This is a genomic window from Vagococcus entomophilus, from assembly GCF_003987595.1.
Classification (GTDB): domain Bacteria; phylum Bacillota; class Bacilli; order Lactobacillales; family Vagococcaceae; genus Vagococcus_E; species Vagococcus_E entomophilus.
This window is the reverse complement of record NZ_NGJZ01000001.1, coordinates 60,601-77,042: the sequence shown is the minus strand read 5'-3', so window position 1 is coordinate 77,042 and position 16,442 is coordinate 60,601. Positions and strand designations below refer to the sequence as shown.

16 protein-coding genes are annotated in these 16,442 nt (G+C 34.8%); 7 read left to right on the top strand and 9 right to left on the bottom strand.

Annotated elements, in window-relative coordinates; all coding sequences use genetic code 11:
- Nucleotides 1–39: 39 nt before the first annotated feature.
- Entirely contained in the window at nt 40–885 is an 846-nt protein-coding gene (gene licT / locus CBF30_RS00350) for a BglG family transcription antiterminator LicT (RefSeq protein WP_126821637.1), read from the bottom strand.
- 292 nt (nt 886–1,177) lie between these two features.
- On the opposite strand from licT, the gene CBF30_RS00345 reads away from it, so the two are divergent.
- Both CBF30_RS00345 and CBF30_RS00340 read left to right on the top strand, forming a co-directional pair.
- The gene (locus CBF30_RS00345; protein WP_126821636.1) at nt 1,178–2,656 is read left to right on the top strand and encodes an AcpB/EbpR/MafR family transcriptional regulator; all 1,479 of its coding nucleotides are present in this window, start codon (nt 1,178–1,180) and stop codon (nt 2,654–2,656) included.
- 36 nt (nt 2,657–2,692) lie between these two features.
- Nucleotides 2,693–3,859: a GGDEF domain-containing protein gene (locus tag CBF30_RS00340; RefSeq protein ID WP_126821635.1), complete on the top strand. Its 1,167-nt coding sequence runs from the start codon at nt 2,693–2,695 to the stop codon at nt 3,857–3,859.
- A 51-nt stretch (nt 3,860–3,910) separates the two neighbouring features.
- Here the strand turns inward: CBF30_RS00340 and CBF30_RS00335 are convergent, their stop codons facing one another.
- The 3 genes from CBF30_RS00335 to CBF30_RS00325 form a co-directional block, all read right to left on the bottom strand.
- On the bottom strand, nt 3,911–4,468 hold the full coding sequence (locus tag CBF30_RS00335) for a recombinase family protein (protein ID WP_170168895.1): 558 nt from the start codon (nt 4,466–4,468) through the stop codon (nt 3,911–3,913).
- A 483-nt stretch (nt 4,469–4,951) separates the two neighbouring features.
- Nucleotides 4,952–6,151, bottom strand: coding sequence for an AI-2E family transporter (locus CBF30_RS00330; protein ID WP_126821633.1), 1,200 nt, complete (start codon nt 6,149–6,151; stop codon nt 4,952–4,954).
- A 5-nt stretch (nt 6,152–6,156) separates the two neighbouring features.
- Entirely contained in the window at nt 6,157–6,519 is a 363-nt protein-coding gene (locus CBF30_RS00325) for a PTS glucitol/sorbitol transporter subunit IIA (protein WP_126821632.1), read from the bottom strand.
- 173 nt (nt 6,520–6,692) lie between these two features.
- On the opposite strand from CBF30_RS00325, the gene CBF30_RS00320 reads away from it, so the two are divergent.
- Entirely contained in the window at nt 6,693–7,724 is a 1,032-nt protein-coding gene (locus CBF30_RS00320) for a lactonase family protein (protein ID WP_126821631.1), read from the top strand.
- A gap of 111 nt (nt 7,725–7,835) precedes the next feature.
- The gene (locus CBF30_RS00315) at nt 7,836–8,585 is read left to right on the top strand and encodes a TerC family protein (protein ID WP_126821630.1); all 750 of its coding nucleotides are present in this window, start codon (nt 7,836–7,838) and stop codon (nt 8,583–8,585) included.
- Here CBF30_RS00315 and udk read toward each other — a convergent pair.
- Together udk and CBF30_RS00305 are read right to left on the bottom strand one after the other, a co-directional pair.
- Nucleotides 8,582–9,241, bottom strand: a complete 660-nt coding sequence (udk, locus tag CBF30_RS00310) for a uridine kinase (RefSeq protein ID WP_126821629.1) — start codon at nt 9,239–9,241, stop codon at nt 8,582–8,584. The two genes, CBF30_RS00315 and udk, sit on opposite strands and share 4 nt — an antisense overlap.
- Nucleotides 9,242–9,330: 89 nt before the next feature.
- Nucleotides 9,331–10,050 (bottom strand): pseudouridine synthase, encoded by a 720-nt coding sequence (locus CBF30_RS00305; protein WP_126821628.1) that lies wholly within the window; start codon nt 10,048–10,050, stop codon nt 9,331–9,333.
- 100 nt (nt 10,051–10,150) lie between these two features.
- On the opposite strand from CBF30_RS00305, the gene CBF30_RS00300 reads away from it, so the two are divergent.
- Both CBF30_RS00300 and CBF30_RS00295 read left to right on the top strand, forming a co-directional pair.
- On the top strand, nt 10,151–11,464 hold the full coding sequence (locus CBF30_RS00300; protein ID WP_126821627.1) for a DUF1576 domain-containing protein: 1,314 nt from the start codon (nt 10,151–10,153) through the stop codon (nt 11,462–11,464).
- A complete protein-coding gene (locus CBF30_RS00295) occupies nt 11,439–11,774 on the top strand; it encodes a hypothetical protein (protein ID WP_126821626.1) in 336 nt (111 codons plus the stop codon). The genes CBF30_RS00300 and CBF30_RS00295 overlap by 26 nt, the downstream gene beginning before the upstream one ends.
- An 83-nt stretch (nt 11,775–11,857) precedes the next feature.
- On the opposite strand, the gene CBF30_RS00290 is transcribed toward CBF30_RS00295, so the two are convergent.
- Both CBF30_RS00290 and queG read right to left on the bottom strand, forming a co-directional pair.
- Nucleotides 11,858–12,079, bottom strand: coding sequence for a hypothetical protein (locus tag CBF30_RS00290; protein ID WP_126821625.1), 222 nt, complete (start codon nt 12,077–12,079; stop codon nt 11,858–11,860).
- Nucleotides 12,066–13,235, bottom strand: coding sequence for a tRNA epoxyqueuosine(34) reductase QueG (queG, locus tag CBF30_RS00285; RefSeq protein WP_126821624.1), 1,170 nt, complete (start codon nt 13,233–13,235; stop codon nt 12,066–12,068). The genes CBF30_RS00290 and queG overlap by 14 nt, the downstream gene beginning before the upstream one ends.
- Nucleotides 13,236–13,382: 147 nt before the next feature.
- On the opposite strand from queG, the gene CBF30_RS00280 reads away from it, so the two are divergent.
- The gene (locus CBF30_RS00280; RefSeq protein WP_126821623.1) at nt 13,383–15,290 is read left to right on the top strand and encodes a M13 family metallopeptidase; all 1,908 of its coding nucleotides are present in this window, start codon (nt 13,383–13,385) and stop codon (nt 15,288–15,290) included.
- A 229-nt stretch (nt 15,291–15,519) separates the two neighbouring features.
- On the opposite strand, the gene CBF30_RS00275 is transcribed toward CBF30_RS00280, so the two are convergent.
- The gene (locus CBF30_RS00275; RefSeq protein ID WP_126821622.1) at nt 15,520–16,416 is read right to left on the bottom strand and encodes an Rgg/GadR/MutR family transcriptional regulator; all 897 of its coding nucleotides are present in this window, start codon (nt 16,414–16,416) and stop codon (nt 15,520–15,522) included.
- Between the last annotated feature and the right edge of the window lie 26 nt (nt 16,417–16,442).

Here is a 16,442-nt window from a genome sequence, read left to right as displayed (position 1 = left end):
CTAGGTTTTGCCTGATTGACAGTAACAATCCTATATGAGTTATTTGCTTATTTCTTGGGTAACACGTTGAATATGAAGGGTCAGGTAGACTATTTCGGACTCAGAAACTATTGTATTTTTTTCGTTTTCAACATATGTCTTGATTCTAAGGGCGCACTCAAATGCTTTCAGATATTTTGTTTGCATGACTTCATACAAAAAATCATCTTGCTCCACCTTCGCCTCATCTGTCAATACTCGTTGAAAAAAATAGTAGATGTGCGTAACAATTCGTTGATAATTTAAAGAAGACTCATCAAATACAATCCCATAAAATTTACTAATGATACTCAGCACGGCTTTTACCAATCGAGTGATTTCCATAGTAATTGCCATACCTTGATTTTTTTGTACTGCATTTACAATATGGAAAGTAATGAAGCCAGCCTCGTCTTCTGGTAACTCAATTCCTAGTTCATCTTTGATAATTTCTAAAGCATCCTTGGCAATCTCAAATTCTCTGGCATAAAACTTTCTGATTTCAAAAATCAATGGATTTGAAATTAACATCTGTTGTCGATAACGCTCAAGTGCATAATGCAGATGATCAATGAAAGCAAAGTACGTGCTGTCTTCAAAAGATTCCTCTAGCTGATGCTCGATGAAAAAGAGCACTTGTTGCATCACTTGCAGCTCTTTTTCTGGAATATTTGAAAAAAGCTCTACCCATTTATTTTTAGGAGCCGACTGATCATTTAACACAAATATTTTTTCGACCCTTTCTGAATCAAGCTTCATCCCAATTTTCTTTTGAAATGCAAGACCTTTTCCCATCACCACTATTTCTTCATAACGGTCATTTTCAGAAAGAACAACATTATTATTGTAAATTTTCACTATTTTCAATAGCCTTCTCCTTAGTGTCTAACAACCTATCCAATTTGGTAAAAAAAGCTTATGTTTACGCTTACATATTAACATGAATTATTTTTTTTTACAACTAATATTCAATCATTTTTAACTAAAGAGTTTCCCTAAAAATAAATTCAGCTATAAAACTTACAAATATTTTTTTAATCAAGTTTTTTTAAAAAAATTCATTTATTTAAGGCAATTCACAGAACTATATGATAAAATAGACGAGGTATTTACTTCACGGAAGAATTAAAGAAGGTTAGATTTTTAAGGAGGTTACGCTATGAGAAGTCTGCTAGATTCAAGTACTAGAAGAAAATTAGAAATCCTTGAACAGTTGAGTGAACGGGCTGATTGGATTAGTTCATCTGAACTTGCAGAAAATAATAACGCTTCCTTGAGAACGATTACTACAGACATTCATTATCTCAAAGAACAATGGTCTCCCTTTTTAATCATTGAAACATCCAAAAAAAACGGAATCCGTTTAATCACTCCGCCAAGTAGTCATTTGCATGATGTTTACGTAGCGGTTTTTAAAAATTCTGAAGCTTTACAGTTCCTTGAAAAAATATTTTTCAACCCTACTCAGTCTTTAGAAGAATGGGGTGAAAAGTTATTTATCAGTGACTCTTCTTTGTATCGAGTGACCAACCAATTAAGCCATGCTTTAAAAAACTATGGCATTGCTTTGGGCAAAAGACCTTGCCAGATCGTCAGCACAAACGAACGTTTCGTTCGCTATTTTTATACCACCTATTTCAAAGAGACCTACACTACTTTTGAATGGCCATTCTCCATTGACCGAACAGCTGCCATTGAGTTTTCGTGTCGTTTATTTCGAGAAAAAAACTGGCCCCAAGACGATGTTCAATTAATTTACTTAAGTTATTATTTGGCCGTTTCCATCACAAGATTTTACCAAGGAAAAAAGGTTTCTACTCAAGAATGTGACGAAAATCTTTCCAGTTATTTATCCTTTAAAGAAATATTAGCACCCTATCTCAAGCAAATGGTTAACGATGACCATTTAGAGGTTGGCGAGGAGCTGATGCAAGACATTTTTTCTTCATTAGTTGTCTTTGAGGTTTCTAAACCTAATGAAGAGCGCATCTTGAAAGAAATCTGTGCCCATCTTTTAAACTTACAGGCAAGCTTACATTTAGAATTGTCCGAACCACAACTGAATATACTAGCTCAAGGTTATTTTCAAATGTATAATCATTATTTGGTTTATCCATACGATCATTATATTTTGTTCAATAGCTCTAAGTATAACGGACAAGCAGCTTATCAAGAATACCCAATTTTTTCAAAAAATGTCTTTGCCGAATTAACAGAACTTGAGACAGTGACTAATTTCCCTTGGTATACCAACTATCGTTACGAAATTCTTTTTTACTTGATTACTAAGTGGCCTACGCTGCCTAAGCAACTCGAAAAGAAGAAGCACAAAGTTTCTTTACTCGTTCTAACCGATTTAGGAAAAAGTCAGACATTCATGTTAGCTCAAGCTATTGAACGAAACTTTTCTCACAAAGCAGTCGTGACTTCTTTTGAAAAAAGTATTTTATTTTTATCTGAAGAAGCATTTTTTGGACCAGATGATTATGATTTATTTGTCTCAACCATTCATCTCCCCAACATTAATGAAGAAAAATTGATTATTGTCGATCCCCTTCCGTCGAATATGGATTGGGAAAATCTTCGTAAATCGATTAACAATATTCATAAAATGCATAAATTAAACAATGATTCATAGTTTATCTTTGTAAAAAATAGTAAGAAAGGAGTTTTTATGATCTCATTTATTAACTCAACGCTGATTAACCTATCCATAATTATTAGCTCAGTGTTGATTTTTTATTTTATTTCTTTCAATATCTTAAGAGACAAAGGGTTCTCAAAAAAACAAAGTAAATTAAGTAATACAGAAATCACCATGTCCTATCCATTGCAAATCATACTCGGAATTGCCTTTGGTTTGGTCAGTTTTTTATTGTCTGTCAACTTAATTACCGTAACAAAAAATCTAACTGTCGACATGCGCTACGTCATGATTTTCTTTATTATTTTTTACGGAACAATACTCATGGGCAGCACCGCTACAATCACACTCATTCTTAGTAAAATAATTCATTACTATTTTTTTATGCCCGTAAGCCATGAATACTATATTAACAATTTCTTTTTCACGCTTTTTGTTCTGTTCATCAGTATCTATTTACATAGTCGGAAAATCAGCTACAAGAAATCTTGTATTTTATTTATTGGGCTATTTACATTATTTCGCTCATTCTATTTTGTCTATTTGTTCCGTTCTTTTTCTTTAAATATTTGGACAAATATTTTGATGTATTTTGCGGTTTTCAGTCTCATTTTTTTAATTACATCTGTTACGATTCGAAAGTCTGTTAACTTAGTAGATTCTTTTTCGCAAATAAAGAATTCAGCCACGTTTGATCGAATTACTGGACTTTACAACCGCGAACAATTCGAGCAATTTTTACGAGATCAATTGGACTCAAGCCAGTATCCATTTGTACCTTTTTCGTTGATACTTTTAGATATGGATGATTTTAAATCCATCAACGATACTTACGGCCATCAAATAGGCGATCAAGCTTTGCGCTATTTTTCAGATGCGCTAACCGCTAGTTCTACTGGTAAAATTTATATTTGTCGGATTGGTGGAGATGAATTTGGCTTAATTTGTACACTAGATTTTCCGGACACAAAAGCTTTCTTATTAGATTTTCAAAAAAAATTAAGAGAGGTTCCTTTAATGTTAGAAGATGGTAGAAACCTCTACTTAAAGACTTCTATTGGCGTAGCACATGCAACAAAAATCAAGAAAAAAGGGATTCGTTTGACACCCCAATATCTCTTTAACCTTGCTGATCAAGCACTTTACGCTGCTAAAAAGAACGGAAAAGATAGTATTGTACATTACTATTTTCATTAAAAAAGCGAGACTGGGCATGGAAACCCATCTCGCTTTTTTTAGAAAATAATCTTATTTTTCTTGAATATATTTATACGCTGTTCCTAAAGAAATATCACACTCTTCAGCAATCTGACGTAAAGTATATTTATTATGTTCATATAAGAAACGAATGCGAGCAACTGTTTCTTCTGAAATTTTTGGGCGACCACCTACACGTCCATGACGACGCGCTTCTTCAAGACCTCTTGAAGTTCTTTCACGGATGATCATTTTTTCCATTTCTGCCATCTTTTTAATGAAAGCAATGTATGTTTCATCATCTAATTCAGCTAATTTTCCTTCTTTATGAATGATGACCAAAGTAGCTCCTTTATCCTCTAATTCTTTAACAAAGTCTGCTAATTGAATAACTGATTTGCCTAAACATAGCAATTCGTACACGATTAATGAATCATTTTCCCCAATTTTTTCCATAATCATATCTAGCTCTTTATGTGGATGTGTTGCAGAACCTTCTGAATCTGTTTCTATAGCAATTTGATCACAACCATAGATTCCTAGTCCTTCTAACTCTTTTGTAAGATATTCACGATCTTCTGTAGTATATGCATAGCCGATTTTGCTCACTGTAATTCCTCCTAGTTCACTGTTTTAAAGTAAAGAACGAATTTAAAATCATTACAATTTAATTAGTCGTTTTTTTAATAGATGATTAATATACAACTATCATCTAACTCTACTTCCTTGATATATCTACTATAATAAAAAAAAGAGGAAAAAGCCATGTCATTAATTTCCTATATATGCGAAATAATTGAAAAATAAATACTCATTCTTTCTTTCTTTTTAACTCTCAAATAAAAATAATTCACACTAAAAAAGCCGATTATATAACATTTATATTTGTTCATTTATTACTACAAAAATAATATATCTGTTTTCTGCCAAATTATTATGGTTGTTCCTTGAAGATTAGCTTCAAAATTATATAACATAAGTTATTGAATTTTTTTTTTATGTTTTTCTAATCCACTAAGAGTTATTCCTTTCTTTTTAATAAGATACGTTTTGAAAAAATATAGCAAAAAAAAAGAAATAAAACAAATCTCTTTAAGATTGTTTTATTTCTTTCTCATGATTTTCTTCTTCCTCTACCGTTTTTGTTTCATCTTCGTACAATCCTGAATGTTTCTCATACCAATTAAATGCATGCTTCACAATCACTTTAATGGCCGCATAGCCCGGTAGTCCAAGTATCACACCGGTAATCCCAAATAATTTACCCGTCGTCAATAATACAAAAATGACCGTGACTGGATGAATATCCATTTGACTACCTAAAACAAGTGGCGATATTACTCTTCCTTCAATTGTCTGTTCAACAACAAACACAATCAAACAAGAAATAATCATTGCCGGTCCTGAAACAATCGCGAGTACTAAAATTGGAATCATTGCAAGTGCTGATCCTAGAAATGGAATTAGGTTTAAAAAACCTGCCAAGATTCCTAGTGTTACACTATAGTCTAAACCTATAATTGAAAGACCTACGATGAACATCACCGCAACCGCAAAAGCCACTGTAAGCTGTCCCCGAATATACTGGGAAACTTGTTGGTTGATATCAGATAAAATCTCAAACGTTGGTTGTCTCATTTTGTTAGGTAAAAACTTAAGCGCAAATTCAGGTAATCTTTTCCCATCTTTTAATAGATAAAATAGAATAAACGGCATCGTTACGAGTGCGAGTACGACATTGACTACTACACCTACCACATTACCAATACCTTGAAAAGCATTTTTTGAGACCTTTTCCAGCATTGAGCCAAAAGAGTTCATAATATTGTTGGTGGCACTCTCAATTTGATCTCCAAATTGCTTAAATAAATCACTACTTAGAATCTCATTACTTTTAGACTCGATAATTTTAAAATACGAAGGCCAATTTTTGATAAAGCTCATCGTCTGCTCTTCGATTTTTGGAACTAGAATTACCACTCCCCAAACAATTAATGCAATCACGAGTACAAAGAGCAACAAAATACTCCATATTCTTTTGATATGTTTACTTTCTAACCAATCTACTATTGGATTTAACATATAATATAGAATTCCTGCCAAAACCACAGGCAAACCGACAATCCCTAAAAACTGCCATACGGGGGTAAAAATATGCGAAACTTTTGTAAATACTAATATGATCAGTAGACATAACAAGATAATTAATAGTGCGGTAACTACTTGGTTATTTAAAAACCATTTCCAAAACCAAGAAACTTTTTTCTTTCCTTTTCCATTATTATTGTCCAAACTGCTCACCCTTTACTTGTGTATCTAATTTGCGTCCCTTTTTTAATTTTGGGAAGAATATATGGCGTAACATAAATTGCATTTAATAGCGTGTCTTCTTCGGGTTCTGCTTGAAAAACAACGGACATATGCCCTAAATGATTTACTTGTTGATTCGCTAACCGACCGACTCTTTGAATCGTGTAGTTCTGATCATCAAAGTAAATTTCATCGCCTTCTTTCAGATTTATTTCTGCACCCTGAGGTAATTCTTGAATCACCGAATAATCCCTTAAGGTCGATGTTGCCCCTTCTCCAAATAAAATCAGCATTTTTTCTTTTTCATCTAATGCTTTTGACCCAATCATTGTTACTGTTGCAGTTGTCATAAAAAAACTCCTTCACTTTTCATAATTTCATTGTATCATAAAATAAAAAAATCTTGCTTATTCCGATCTTCTTTCTAAAAAAATCTGTAAAAAAGGAAGATTTCTATTCCTAGAAATTCGGCCAACTATGATATAATAATAAAGAACGTTAAGAAGAGAAAGGATGATTTTCCATGTTAGAGCATTTGATTTTGGGAACGTATACAAAAAAAACAAGTCGGGGGATTTATCAGCTTACCCTTGATACAGCAAAGAAAAAACTAATCGATGCAAGTCCCCTTATAGATGAAGATAACCCCACCTATCTTTGTGCTTCTGGTCAAACTATTCTTTACACCGTCACAAAAGACAATCGCCGTGGCGGAATTGCTGGATATAAAAAACAGGCCGATGGAACTTATGTATTAATAAATAAGGTACTAGCCGATGGAGCACCTCCTTGTTATGTCAGTCTGGACACCAATCGCCAACTTCTTTACGCAGCCAATTATCACAAAGGAACTACAACTGTATATAAAATTGACAAAGATGGTAGTATCCAGTTGAGTGATGAAGTCAGCCACTCAGGAAACGGTCCTCATGAAAATCAACAAAGTGCTCATGCTCATTACGCTGACCTAACACCTGATAAACGCCTAGCTGTCTGCGATTTAGGAATTGACCAAATTGTGACCTATGACGTTACTCCACAAGGAACCTTAACCGAAGTAGCACATTATGATGCGGAGCCTGGAACAGGTCCTCGACATTTAGTTTTTCATCCAAACGGTCACTATGCTTACCTCTTTGGAGAACTATCTAGTACGCTCATCGTGTTACGCTATCACCAAGAAACAGGAGAATTTTCTGAATTGCAAACGATCTCAACTATTCCCTCGACACATCAAACACATAATGGTGGTGCTGCTATTCGGATTTCTGACGATGGAAAATTCTTATATGCTTCAAACCGTGGACATAACTCAATCATTGTCTGTGAAGTACTCGAAGACGGAAAGCAAATCAAAGAAATTCAGCATATTTCTACAGAAGGAGATTTCCCAAGAGATTTTGCTTTAGACCCAAGTAACCATTTCCTTATCGTTGCGAATCAAAATACTGACAACCTCACTCTCTTTGAACGAGATTCTTTGTCTGGCCGTCTCACTTTGATTGAAAAGGATGTTCTGGTCCCCGAATGCGTTTGTGTAACCTTCATCAAATAGTCAATCACAAAAAGTACTGCTTTTATCGGAGCAGTACTTTTTTATATTTGCCAGACTCAGATAATGTGCTATGATAGAAAACGCAAATGATAACTTGGAAAGGATTTTTTTATGTCTCTACTTACTCACTTATATGGCCCTTTTTTTAATCTTGAAAATTGGAAAATGGTTTTGACTTCTGCAGATAATTGGTTACTCATCCTATCATTGATCATTATGGAATGCTTACTTTCAGTTGATAACGCAGTGGTCCTAGCCGCACAAACAAAAGTACTTCCCGATGAAACACAGCAAAAAAAAGCTTTATTCTATGGACTTTGGGGCGCGTATCTTTTTCGTTTCATTGCAATTGGTTTAGGAACGTACCTCATTCATCTTTGGGAAATAAAAGTACTTGGTGCTATTTACCTTGTATATTTATCCATTCGCTATTTTTATGATAAAAAACAAACAAATACCGAAGCCGTTCTACCAAAAGTAAAAAAGAAGCAGCTTTTTTCTTTGTTTTGGTCTACAGTTATTACGATTGAAATTATGGATATCGCTTTTTCTGTGGATTCAGTTCTAGCTTCCCTTGCCATCTCATCCAATCCAGTCATTGTTCTAATCGGTGGCTTAATCGGGATTCTCTGTATGCGAGAGATTGCTCAGTTAATTGTCAAACTAATGACAAAAATTCCAGAGCTAGAAACAATGGCTTATGTTTTGATTTTTATTATTGCGATCAAGCTGTTTCTTTCTATTCCAATGATTGATATTGAGATTTCTTCTCCACTTTTTGCTGGCATCGTTTTAGGAGCTATTTGCATTACACTCCTAATTCACTATAGCCGAAAAAATAAAAACAAGTTACAGGATTAATCCTGTAACTTGTTTTTATAATTTAATTTATTTTCTAAAACACTGGCAATTTTTGTACACATAATATCAATTGCTACTTGATTTTCCCCTCCAGATGGGATGATAATATCTGCATAGCGCTTGGTTGGTTCAATAAATTCATGGTACATTGGTTTGACAACAGACAAATACTGCTTAATCACCGAATCCAACGTCCGTCCACGCTCTTCCATATCACGTTTAATTCGACGAATAATTCGAATATCATCTTCTGTATCAACATAAATTTTGATATCCATTAAATCACGCAATCTTTTATCAGCAAAAACTAAGATTCCCTCCATAATAATCACTTCTTTAGGTTCTTGACGGACACTGTTTTTGCTCCTTGTATGTGCTTCATAATCGTATACTGGTTTATCAATTCCTCGGTAATGAATCAACTCATTCAGATGTTCCACAAGTAAATCTGTATCAAAGGCAAGCGGATGATCATAATTTGTTTTTAAGCGTTCTTCAAAACTCATATTACTTTGATCTTTGTAATAAGAATCTTGCTCAATCAATGAAATAGAATGACCTGAAAATTCATTTAAAATTGCTCGGCTGACAGTAGTTTTCCCGCTACCCGAGCCTCCTGTTACTCCGATAATAATTGGCTGATTGCTTTTTTCCATCCGATAATAACCTCTCTCGTAGCATTTTCTTCACTGTTTAATATAGTACTCTAGTCCGTACTTTCTTTCAATAGCCAATCACAATTTTCTTAACAAAAATAAGCTTCTAACGAATTTAATTCCTGTTTATTTAGCGCACGATACTGACCCACAGCAAGCTTTTCATCGAGTATCAATGGTCCAAAGCGGACACGCCTTAGTGCCGTTACTTTTACCCCTACACAAAGAAACATCTTTTTTACTTGATGAAACTTTCCTTCTTCAAGTGTGACATAAGCTTTGCTAGAGTGTTCACTTGCCCAAATTATTTCTAATTTGGCTGGTTTACACTTGGTTCCATCTAAAAAAGTAATCCCAGCTTTAAAGGTTGCACAATCCTCTTTTTTTAAGCTTCCATTGACAACAACCTCATAAACTTTTTTGACATGCTTATCTGGCAGTAGCATTTCGTAAGCTAGCTTCCCATTGTTTGTTAATAAAAGTACGCCTTCTGTATCTTTGTCAAGACGTCCAACCATAGATAAATCTGATCTGTAATCTGATTTTTTTAGTATAGAAAAAATCGATTTTTCTTGTTTTTCACAATGAGAACTAACATAGCCTTTTGGTTTATTTAATAGATAATAGACATGTGGCGATGTTTCAATTGTTTTACCTAAGACTTGAATAGACTGAATATTCGGGTCCACATTGATATTCTGTTGCATGATAACGACTCCATTGACCTTGACTTTTTTTGCTGAAAATAAACGTTTGATTGTTTTTCTCGAGCCATATCCATTCATTTCTAACAACTTATCAATCCTCATAACTTCCATTCCTTTCTTTTTTATTTAATGTCTCTTTCTTTAAATTTGACCGCTCTTATTTCCAACGTTAAAATAAAAGAAAAACGATTGGAGTTCTTTTATGGAAAACACGCATATTCTATCTCCTCCAGTTAGTCCTTCAAAAATTTCAGAGTCCCAAAAATATTTTTGGCTAATCAGCTATGCATTATTTCTTATTTTTTGTGGTTTTTTGGTTAATTCTCCTAGCCGGATTTTGTCCGGGATTTTTCGTATTATGACCTCATCTGGAAACTTATTTACAGATTATATTCAAATTGGTTCATTGGGTAGTGCGCTCGTAAATAGCGGGCTGCTGACATTGCTAAATACGTTACTTGCCAAAAAATTAAAAATCAAATTGAGTGGTCCATTAACAGCGGCTCTTTATACCATGTGTGGTTTTTCTTTTTTTGGGAAAAATTTATTTAACTCCTTGCCCATTTTATTAGGCGTTTACCTTTATTCTAAATGGACAAAAACACCATTTTCAAGACATATTTTACTGGCACTTTTTGGAACCGCCCTTGCTCCTGCGGTTAGTTTCGTAACCTTTGGTCTCAAGCTTGCTCTTGTTTTTAGCTTTCCTTTAGGCTTATTAACTGGCCTAATTATTGGCTTTATTTTAGGTCCTTTAGCAGGACATTTTGTCAGCTTTCATCAAGGGTTCAACTTGTATAATATTGGTTTTACTGCTGGTATTATTGGGATGCTTGTAACTGCTATTCTAAGGATTACAGGACATCAAGTCGAAAATGTGCACTATCTTTCAAGTGGACACAACTTATTTTTGGCCACGATACTTTACTTCTCTTTTTTTATTTTAGCAATCATTGGCTTTATTTCCAATCACTATTCTTGTCAAGGTTTGGCAAAAATTTGGCAATCTTCTGGAAAACTTATTAGTGATTTCCAGCAAATTGGTGGCTACGGTCCAACCTTAATCAATATGGCAAGCTTAGGTATTTTTGCTACCACATATGTTCTTTTAATTGGAGGCAGTCTAAACGGACCTGTTTTGGGTGGAATTTATACTGTCGTCGGTTTTGGTGCTTATGGGAAACATTTAAAAAATTGTATCCCTGTTATGTTAGGTGTTCTTTTTTTATGTCTTTTAAAAGGCTTGAACCCAGCTGATACTTCTATTATTTTAACGACACTTTTTGGTACTACTCTTGCACCTATTTGTGGCTATTACGGAGCATTTTGGGGTCTTTTGGCAGGTGCCCTCCACTTATCTTTAGTTAGTAATGTTGGCTGGCTCCATGGCGGACTCAATCTTTATAACAACGGATTATCTGGTGGATTTATCGCTGCACTAATGGTACCCTTACTAGATACCTTACACCAAGTGAAAAAGGAGCAACACGATGAACAACGAAAGAAAAAAGGCTGAACATCTCTCACAAGAACTACTCTCTTACTTCTTTGAACAAGAGGCAGACCAAATATCTGCTAAGGTTCACTTTGAACCTGAAGGCACTCATGTTTCTGTGTCAGGTGAATTACAAAAAGAACCGAAAAATTTAGACGTTTTCATGGAAAAAATCCAAGTAGAACGTGATCCCAACCTTGAAGATTATTATGAAGGACTTAGTTGTCTTCATCACGAAGAAGATTACAGCCTTTTAGGCCTTATGTCAGATTGGGCAAAAGTTGATTACGCTTATCCTAAGTTAACTATTCAGCTTTTTAGAAAAAAATAGCAATAAAACGCCCCTTAAAAGCGAACTTTTAAGGGGCGCTTTGCATGAAAAGTAGTTTTTATTCCATTAAATTTTTTTCTGTTTCATTTGTCCAAAGCCTTAATTCCTTTTTCTGTAATTCCTAAAATAATCGTTTTATCCTGATCTGTATGAACTAATAAAATCAATCCTTGGGTAGCTAAAGATTGTAACCGAGTAGCCGCCGAATTTAAATATAAATCATAAACTAACTCAATCGGCGCTCCCTTAATTTTCCCCGAATAAATTCCTTCAAGTAAGTCTAAATCCAGTTCATTCAATTTCATCGTTTTTTTCCCTTTCTTTTTGCCAGTTTTGAAGTACTGCTTGTATTTCGAGGCGAACTTCTTCTTCTTTTTCTTGTGCCAATTGCTTTTTAAAAAATAAAATTAGTTCTTCATTGTTTCCATTTACGATCTCCCCAATAGCCCATGCAGCACTTCCACGAATCACTGGACGGACATCTTCTGCTAAACACTTTAATAAATTAGGGATTGCGCTCTTATCTCTTGAATTTCCTAAAGCTAAGATAGCATTTCTTTGAATCGGCTTTTTTCCTCGCCAAGAGCCAGATAAATGACCATAAGTCTGCTTGAACTCTTTATTTGAGATGGTAAGAAGTGGTTTTAATAAGGGCTTTACTATTTCCGGATCTGGTTCCATTTCAGGATGAAAATGAAAATCTTTTCCTTTATTAAATGGGCAAACCTCTTGACAGATATCACACCCATAAATAATCGTTCTAATTTTTTTTCGATACTCTTTTGGCATTAGCTCTTTAGTTTGTGTTTGATAAGACAAGCATTTCTTCCCATTCATTCTGCCATCACCGAGCAATGCCTGAGTAGGACACAAATCAATACATCTGGTACAACTGCCACATTTATTTTCGATTGGTTGATCGGGTTCAAAAGGGATGTTGGTGATCATTTCGCCTAAATAAACATAAGACCCAAACTCTTCTGTAATTAATAAGCCGTTTTTCCCGATAAAGCCTACGCCAGCACGTTGTGCCACGGCTACATCAATCAGCTCTCCTGTATCAACCATTGGTTTGAAGTCAACTTCTTGCTGTGAAATGTCAGTTATAAAATTTTTTAATGTGTCTAAACGCTCACGAAGAATGTCGTGATAGTCCGTTCCCCATGAAACTCTGGCAAAGCTTCCTCTTTTTTCACCCTTTATCCGTTTGGGCTGACTCGCAAGTTTTGTTGGGTAAGCTAAAGCGATTGAAATAATAGAACGTGGCTGATCAAAAATCTTATCCGGATAAATTCGTTCTTGAATATTTGGATGTTCAAATCCCGTTGTATGCCCTTGTTCTTTTTGTTCAGTCAAACTCGCCTCTAAATGTTTAAACGGGGCAGCAGTGGTAAATCCTATTTTATCAATACCAATCTCTTGGCTTTTTTTAATAATTTGTTGCTTTAGTTCTGCATACATCGACTCACCCGTTTTCCATCTCTATTTTTTATTAGTATACCAAATTTCTTATGTCTACTCATCCATAAAGTTTTTTCCCTTTTCATTAGTCACTTTTTGAATCATTTGCTATACTAAGTTGAAGTAAATTTTTTAGGAGGAACGTTCATGACAAACAAATCAAATCCTTCATTTAAAGATGATTTTTATGAAGCAGTAAATCAAGAATGGTTAGAAAAAGCGATTATCCCTGACGATAAGCCTTCTACTAGCAGTTTTCAATTGTTAGTTGAAACGATTGAAAAAAACTTAATGGGTGATTTCAAAAAAATGCAGGATGATCCTCAATCCGATCATCCCAAAGAGTTAAATGAATTTTTAAAATTTTATCAATTAACGCTTGACACGCAAAAAAAAGAAGCTTACGGGGTTCAACCACTCTTACATGTCCTAAAAGAAATAGAAGATTTACATGATATGGAAGATTTAAAACAACACTATGTAAGCCTGGGAAATCTTGGAATCTCACTTCCCGTTCCCTTTAGTGTCTCTCCAGATATGAAAAATGCACAACTTAATGCTCTATATGCAGAGGTTCCTAATCTATTTTTACCTGATAAAACCTATTACGAAGCCGATCATCCTACTGCCCCTAAATTACTAGCTAGTCTATCCGACATGTCCATCAAATTACTTGAAAAAATCGGAAAAAGTTCTGAAAAAGCAACGAAGATTGTCGAGAATGCCCTGCAGTTCGACCGTTCTCTTGCTCCTTTTATGCGAGACTCTGAGGAAGCTGCTGATTACAGTAAGATCTATAATCCTCATGCTTTCCCTGAATTTTCAGCTTATTTTCCAGCCTTTGATATTGCGCCAATCTTAACGGAACTCATTGGGGAGATTCCAGCTAAAATCATTGTGAGCGAGCCCGAATATTACGCCGCACTTGCGCAACTCTTAACCTCTGATACTTTTCCTATGCTCCGTGACTGGATGCTCGTTAAAACTGTGATTCACTTTAGCAAATATTTAACCGAAGAAATGCGCCAACTAAGCGGTCAATATCAGTTATGTCTTTCAGGTAGTAAAGAGCTTATGTCGTTGGAAAAATCGGCTTTTTATATTGCAACTGGCACGTTTGATCACGTTGTTGGCGACTATTATGGCAAGACATATTTTGGTGAAAAAGCCAAAGAAGACGTCTCTTTGATGGTTCATAATATGATTGCGGTTTATCAGAAACGCTTAGAAACTAATGATTGGTTACAAGATGAGACAAAAGAAAAAGCGCTACTAAAATTAAAACGTTTAGGCGTAAATGTTGGGTATCCTGATCAAATCCCTGCCATTTATTCAAAATTAAAAGTCAATCCATCGGTCTCACTCCTTGAAAATATGCTCCATTTCATTCAAGTAAAAACGAAAGATCATTTCTCTAAATGGAATCAAACAGTCGACAGAAGTGAATGGGGGATGAGTGCGGATACTGTCAATGCTTATTATCATCCGTTTTTAAATGTTATCGTTTTTCCAGCAGCGATTCTTCAAGAACCTTTTTATAGCTTAAGTCAATCTTCCAGCGCAAATTACGGTGGCATTGGTGCCGTAATTGCCCATGAGATTTCTCATGCCTTTGATAATAACGGAGCGCTTTTTGATGAGTTTGGTACTCTTAATAACTGGTGGACCAAAGAAGATCTCGCACATTTTGAAGGCTTAGCACAGCAAATGGTGCACCAATTTGATGGATTACCTATTTTAGATGGAACAGTCAATGGCAAACTAACTGTTTCAGAAAATATTGCAGATGCTGGTGGATTGAGTTGTGCACTAGAAGCAGCAAAACAAGACAAACAAGTAAATCTAGAAGCCTTCTTTAAAAATTGGGCTACGATTTGGCGTAATAAATCTACGCCACAATATACAGAATTATTACTTTCAATGGATGTCCACGCTCCTGCTAAACTTCGTGCAAATATGCAACCACGAAATCTTGAAGAGTTTTACACAACCTTTGCCATTACAGAAAAAGATGCGATGTACCTGCCAGAAAACAAACGGGTCAAAATTTGGTAATGAAAGCTTTGGGCGTTTAACTCTTTTCTATAAGCAATATCCGGTCAAAAAAATAGACTGCATATTTTGACACATAAGCTAGTTGCTTATGACCTTCATTAAACGTCGTCTTCTCACTGACCGATAGTACGATGGCAAAAACCTATCGCTTCAAAATCAAAATAAACTGATACGCGTTATCTATGAGCTAGAGACTGAGACAAAACGAAAATATGTTTTGTCTCAGTCTCTATTTTTCATCGAAGATTCTTGTGTTTTCCATTTCTTTTAAGTCATGAGCCATTCCTTGTACAAAAGAAGGGTAATCCAGAATCTCCATCATACTGATTGCCTGTTTCATTTTTATCAAGCCACTTCTTTGTTTTTCCATTTTGTATTCATATTTTCCTAAAATAAAGAGATAGACCGTTCTTTCTAACGCAAGCATAGGATCTTTTGTAAGCTCATCCAGTATGTGAAAATAAGGGACAATATCTTGAGCTACCTGTTCTTCTTTTTCTAAGGCAACACTTAAAAAATTACACAATAACAAGGACAAAACAAACTTATGCTCCTCACCTTCTTGATAATTATCCATTGACTTTAGCACCCGTGGCATCAAGTACATGTTCAATTCATACTGAAAATGTGGTAGTACATTCAGGTACAGCTTTATTTCTTGCAAAAACCACGTTTCTTTAGAAAGCAAATATGCTTGAATTTTTTCTACATCTTGACCATATTCCATCTTTGAAAATTCTATTCCTTGATTTTTAAAAATATGGCCAATTACTAGCTGGATTTGTAACCGTAAAATTTCGGAGGCGCTTCCTTTGGTTTCAAACTCTTCTAATTTTGTTTTGAGTTTATATAAGGACTTTACATCATAATTGTTGGCCGCAATTGAAAAGTGATGATTCAACTTTCTAATTTCATCCGACCGGTACTCTCTTTGAATCAGTTTAAATTCTTCAAACTCCACTCCCAATCGTTCTAATAATTGTTCAAAAGTAGAAAGCACCACCTCATGCTCTCCTTTTTCAAATTGGATGGCAAAAGATTTTGACAAAATATCTTGGTAAAGTTCTTTTTGTTTGATTCCTTTTTTCAATCGAATTTCTCTCACTGTTTCTCCGTATGATTTCATCTCGATACTCCTAATTTTTTTTCATT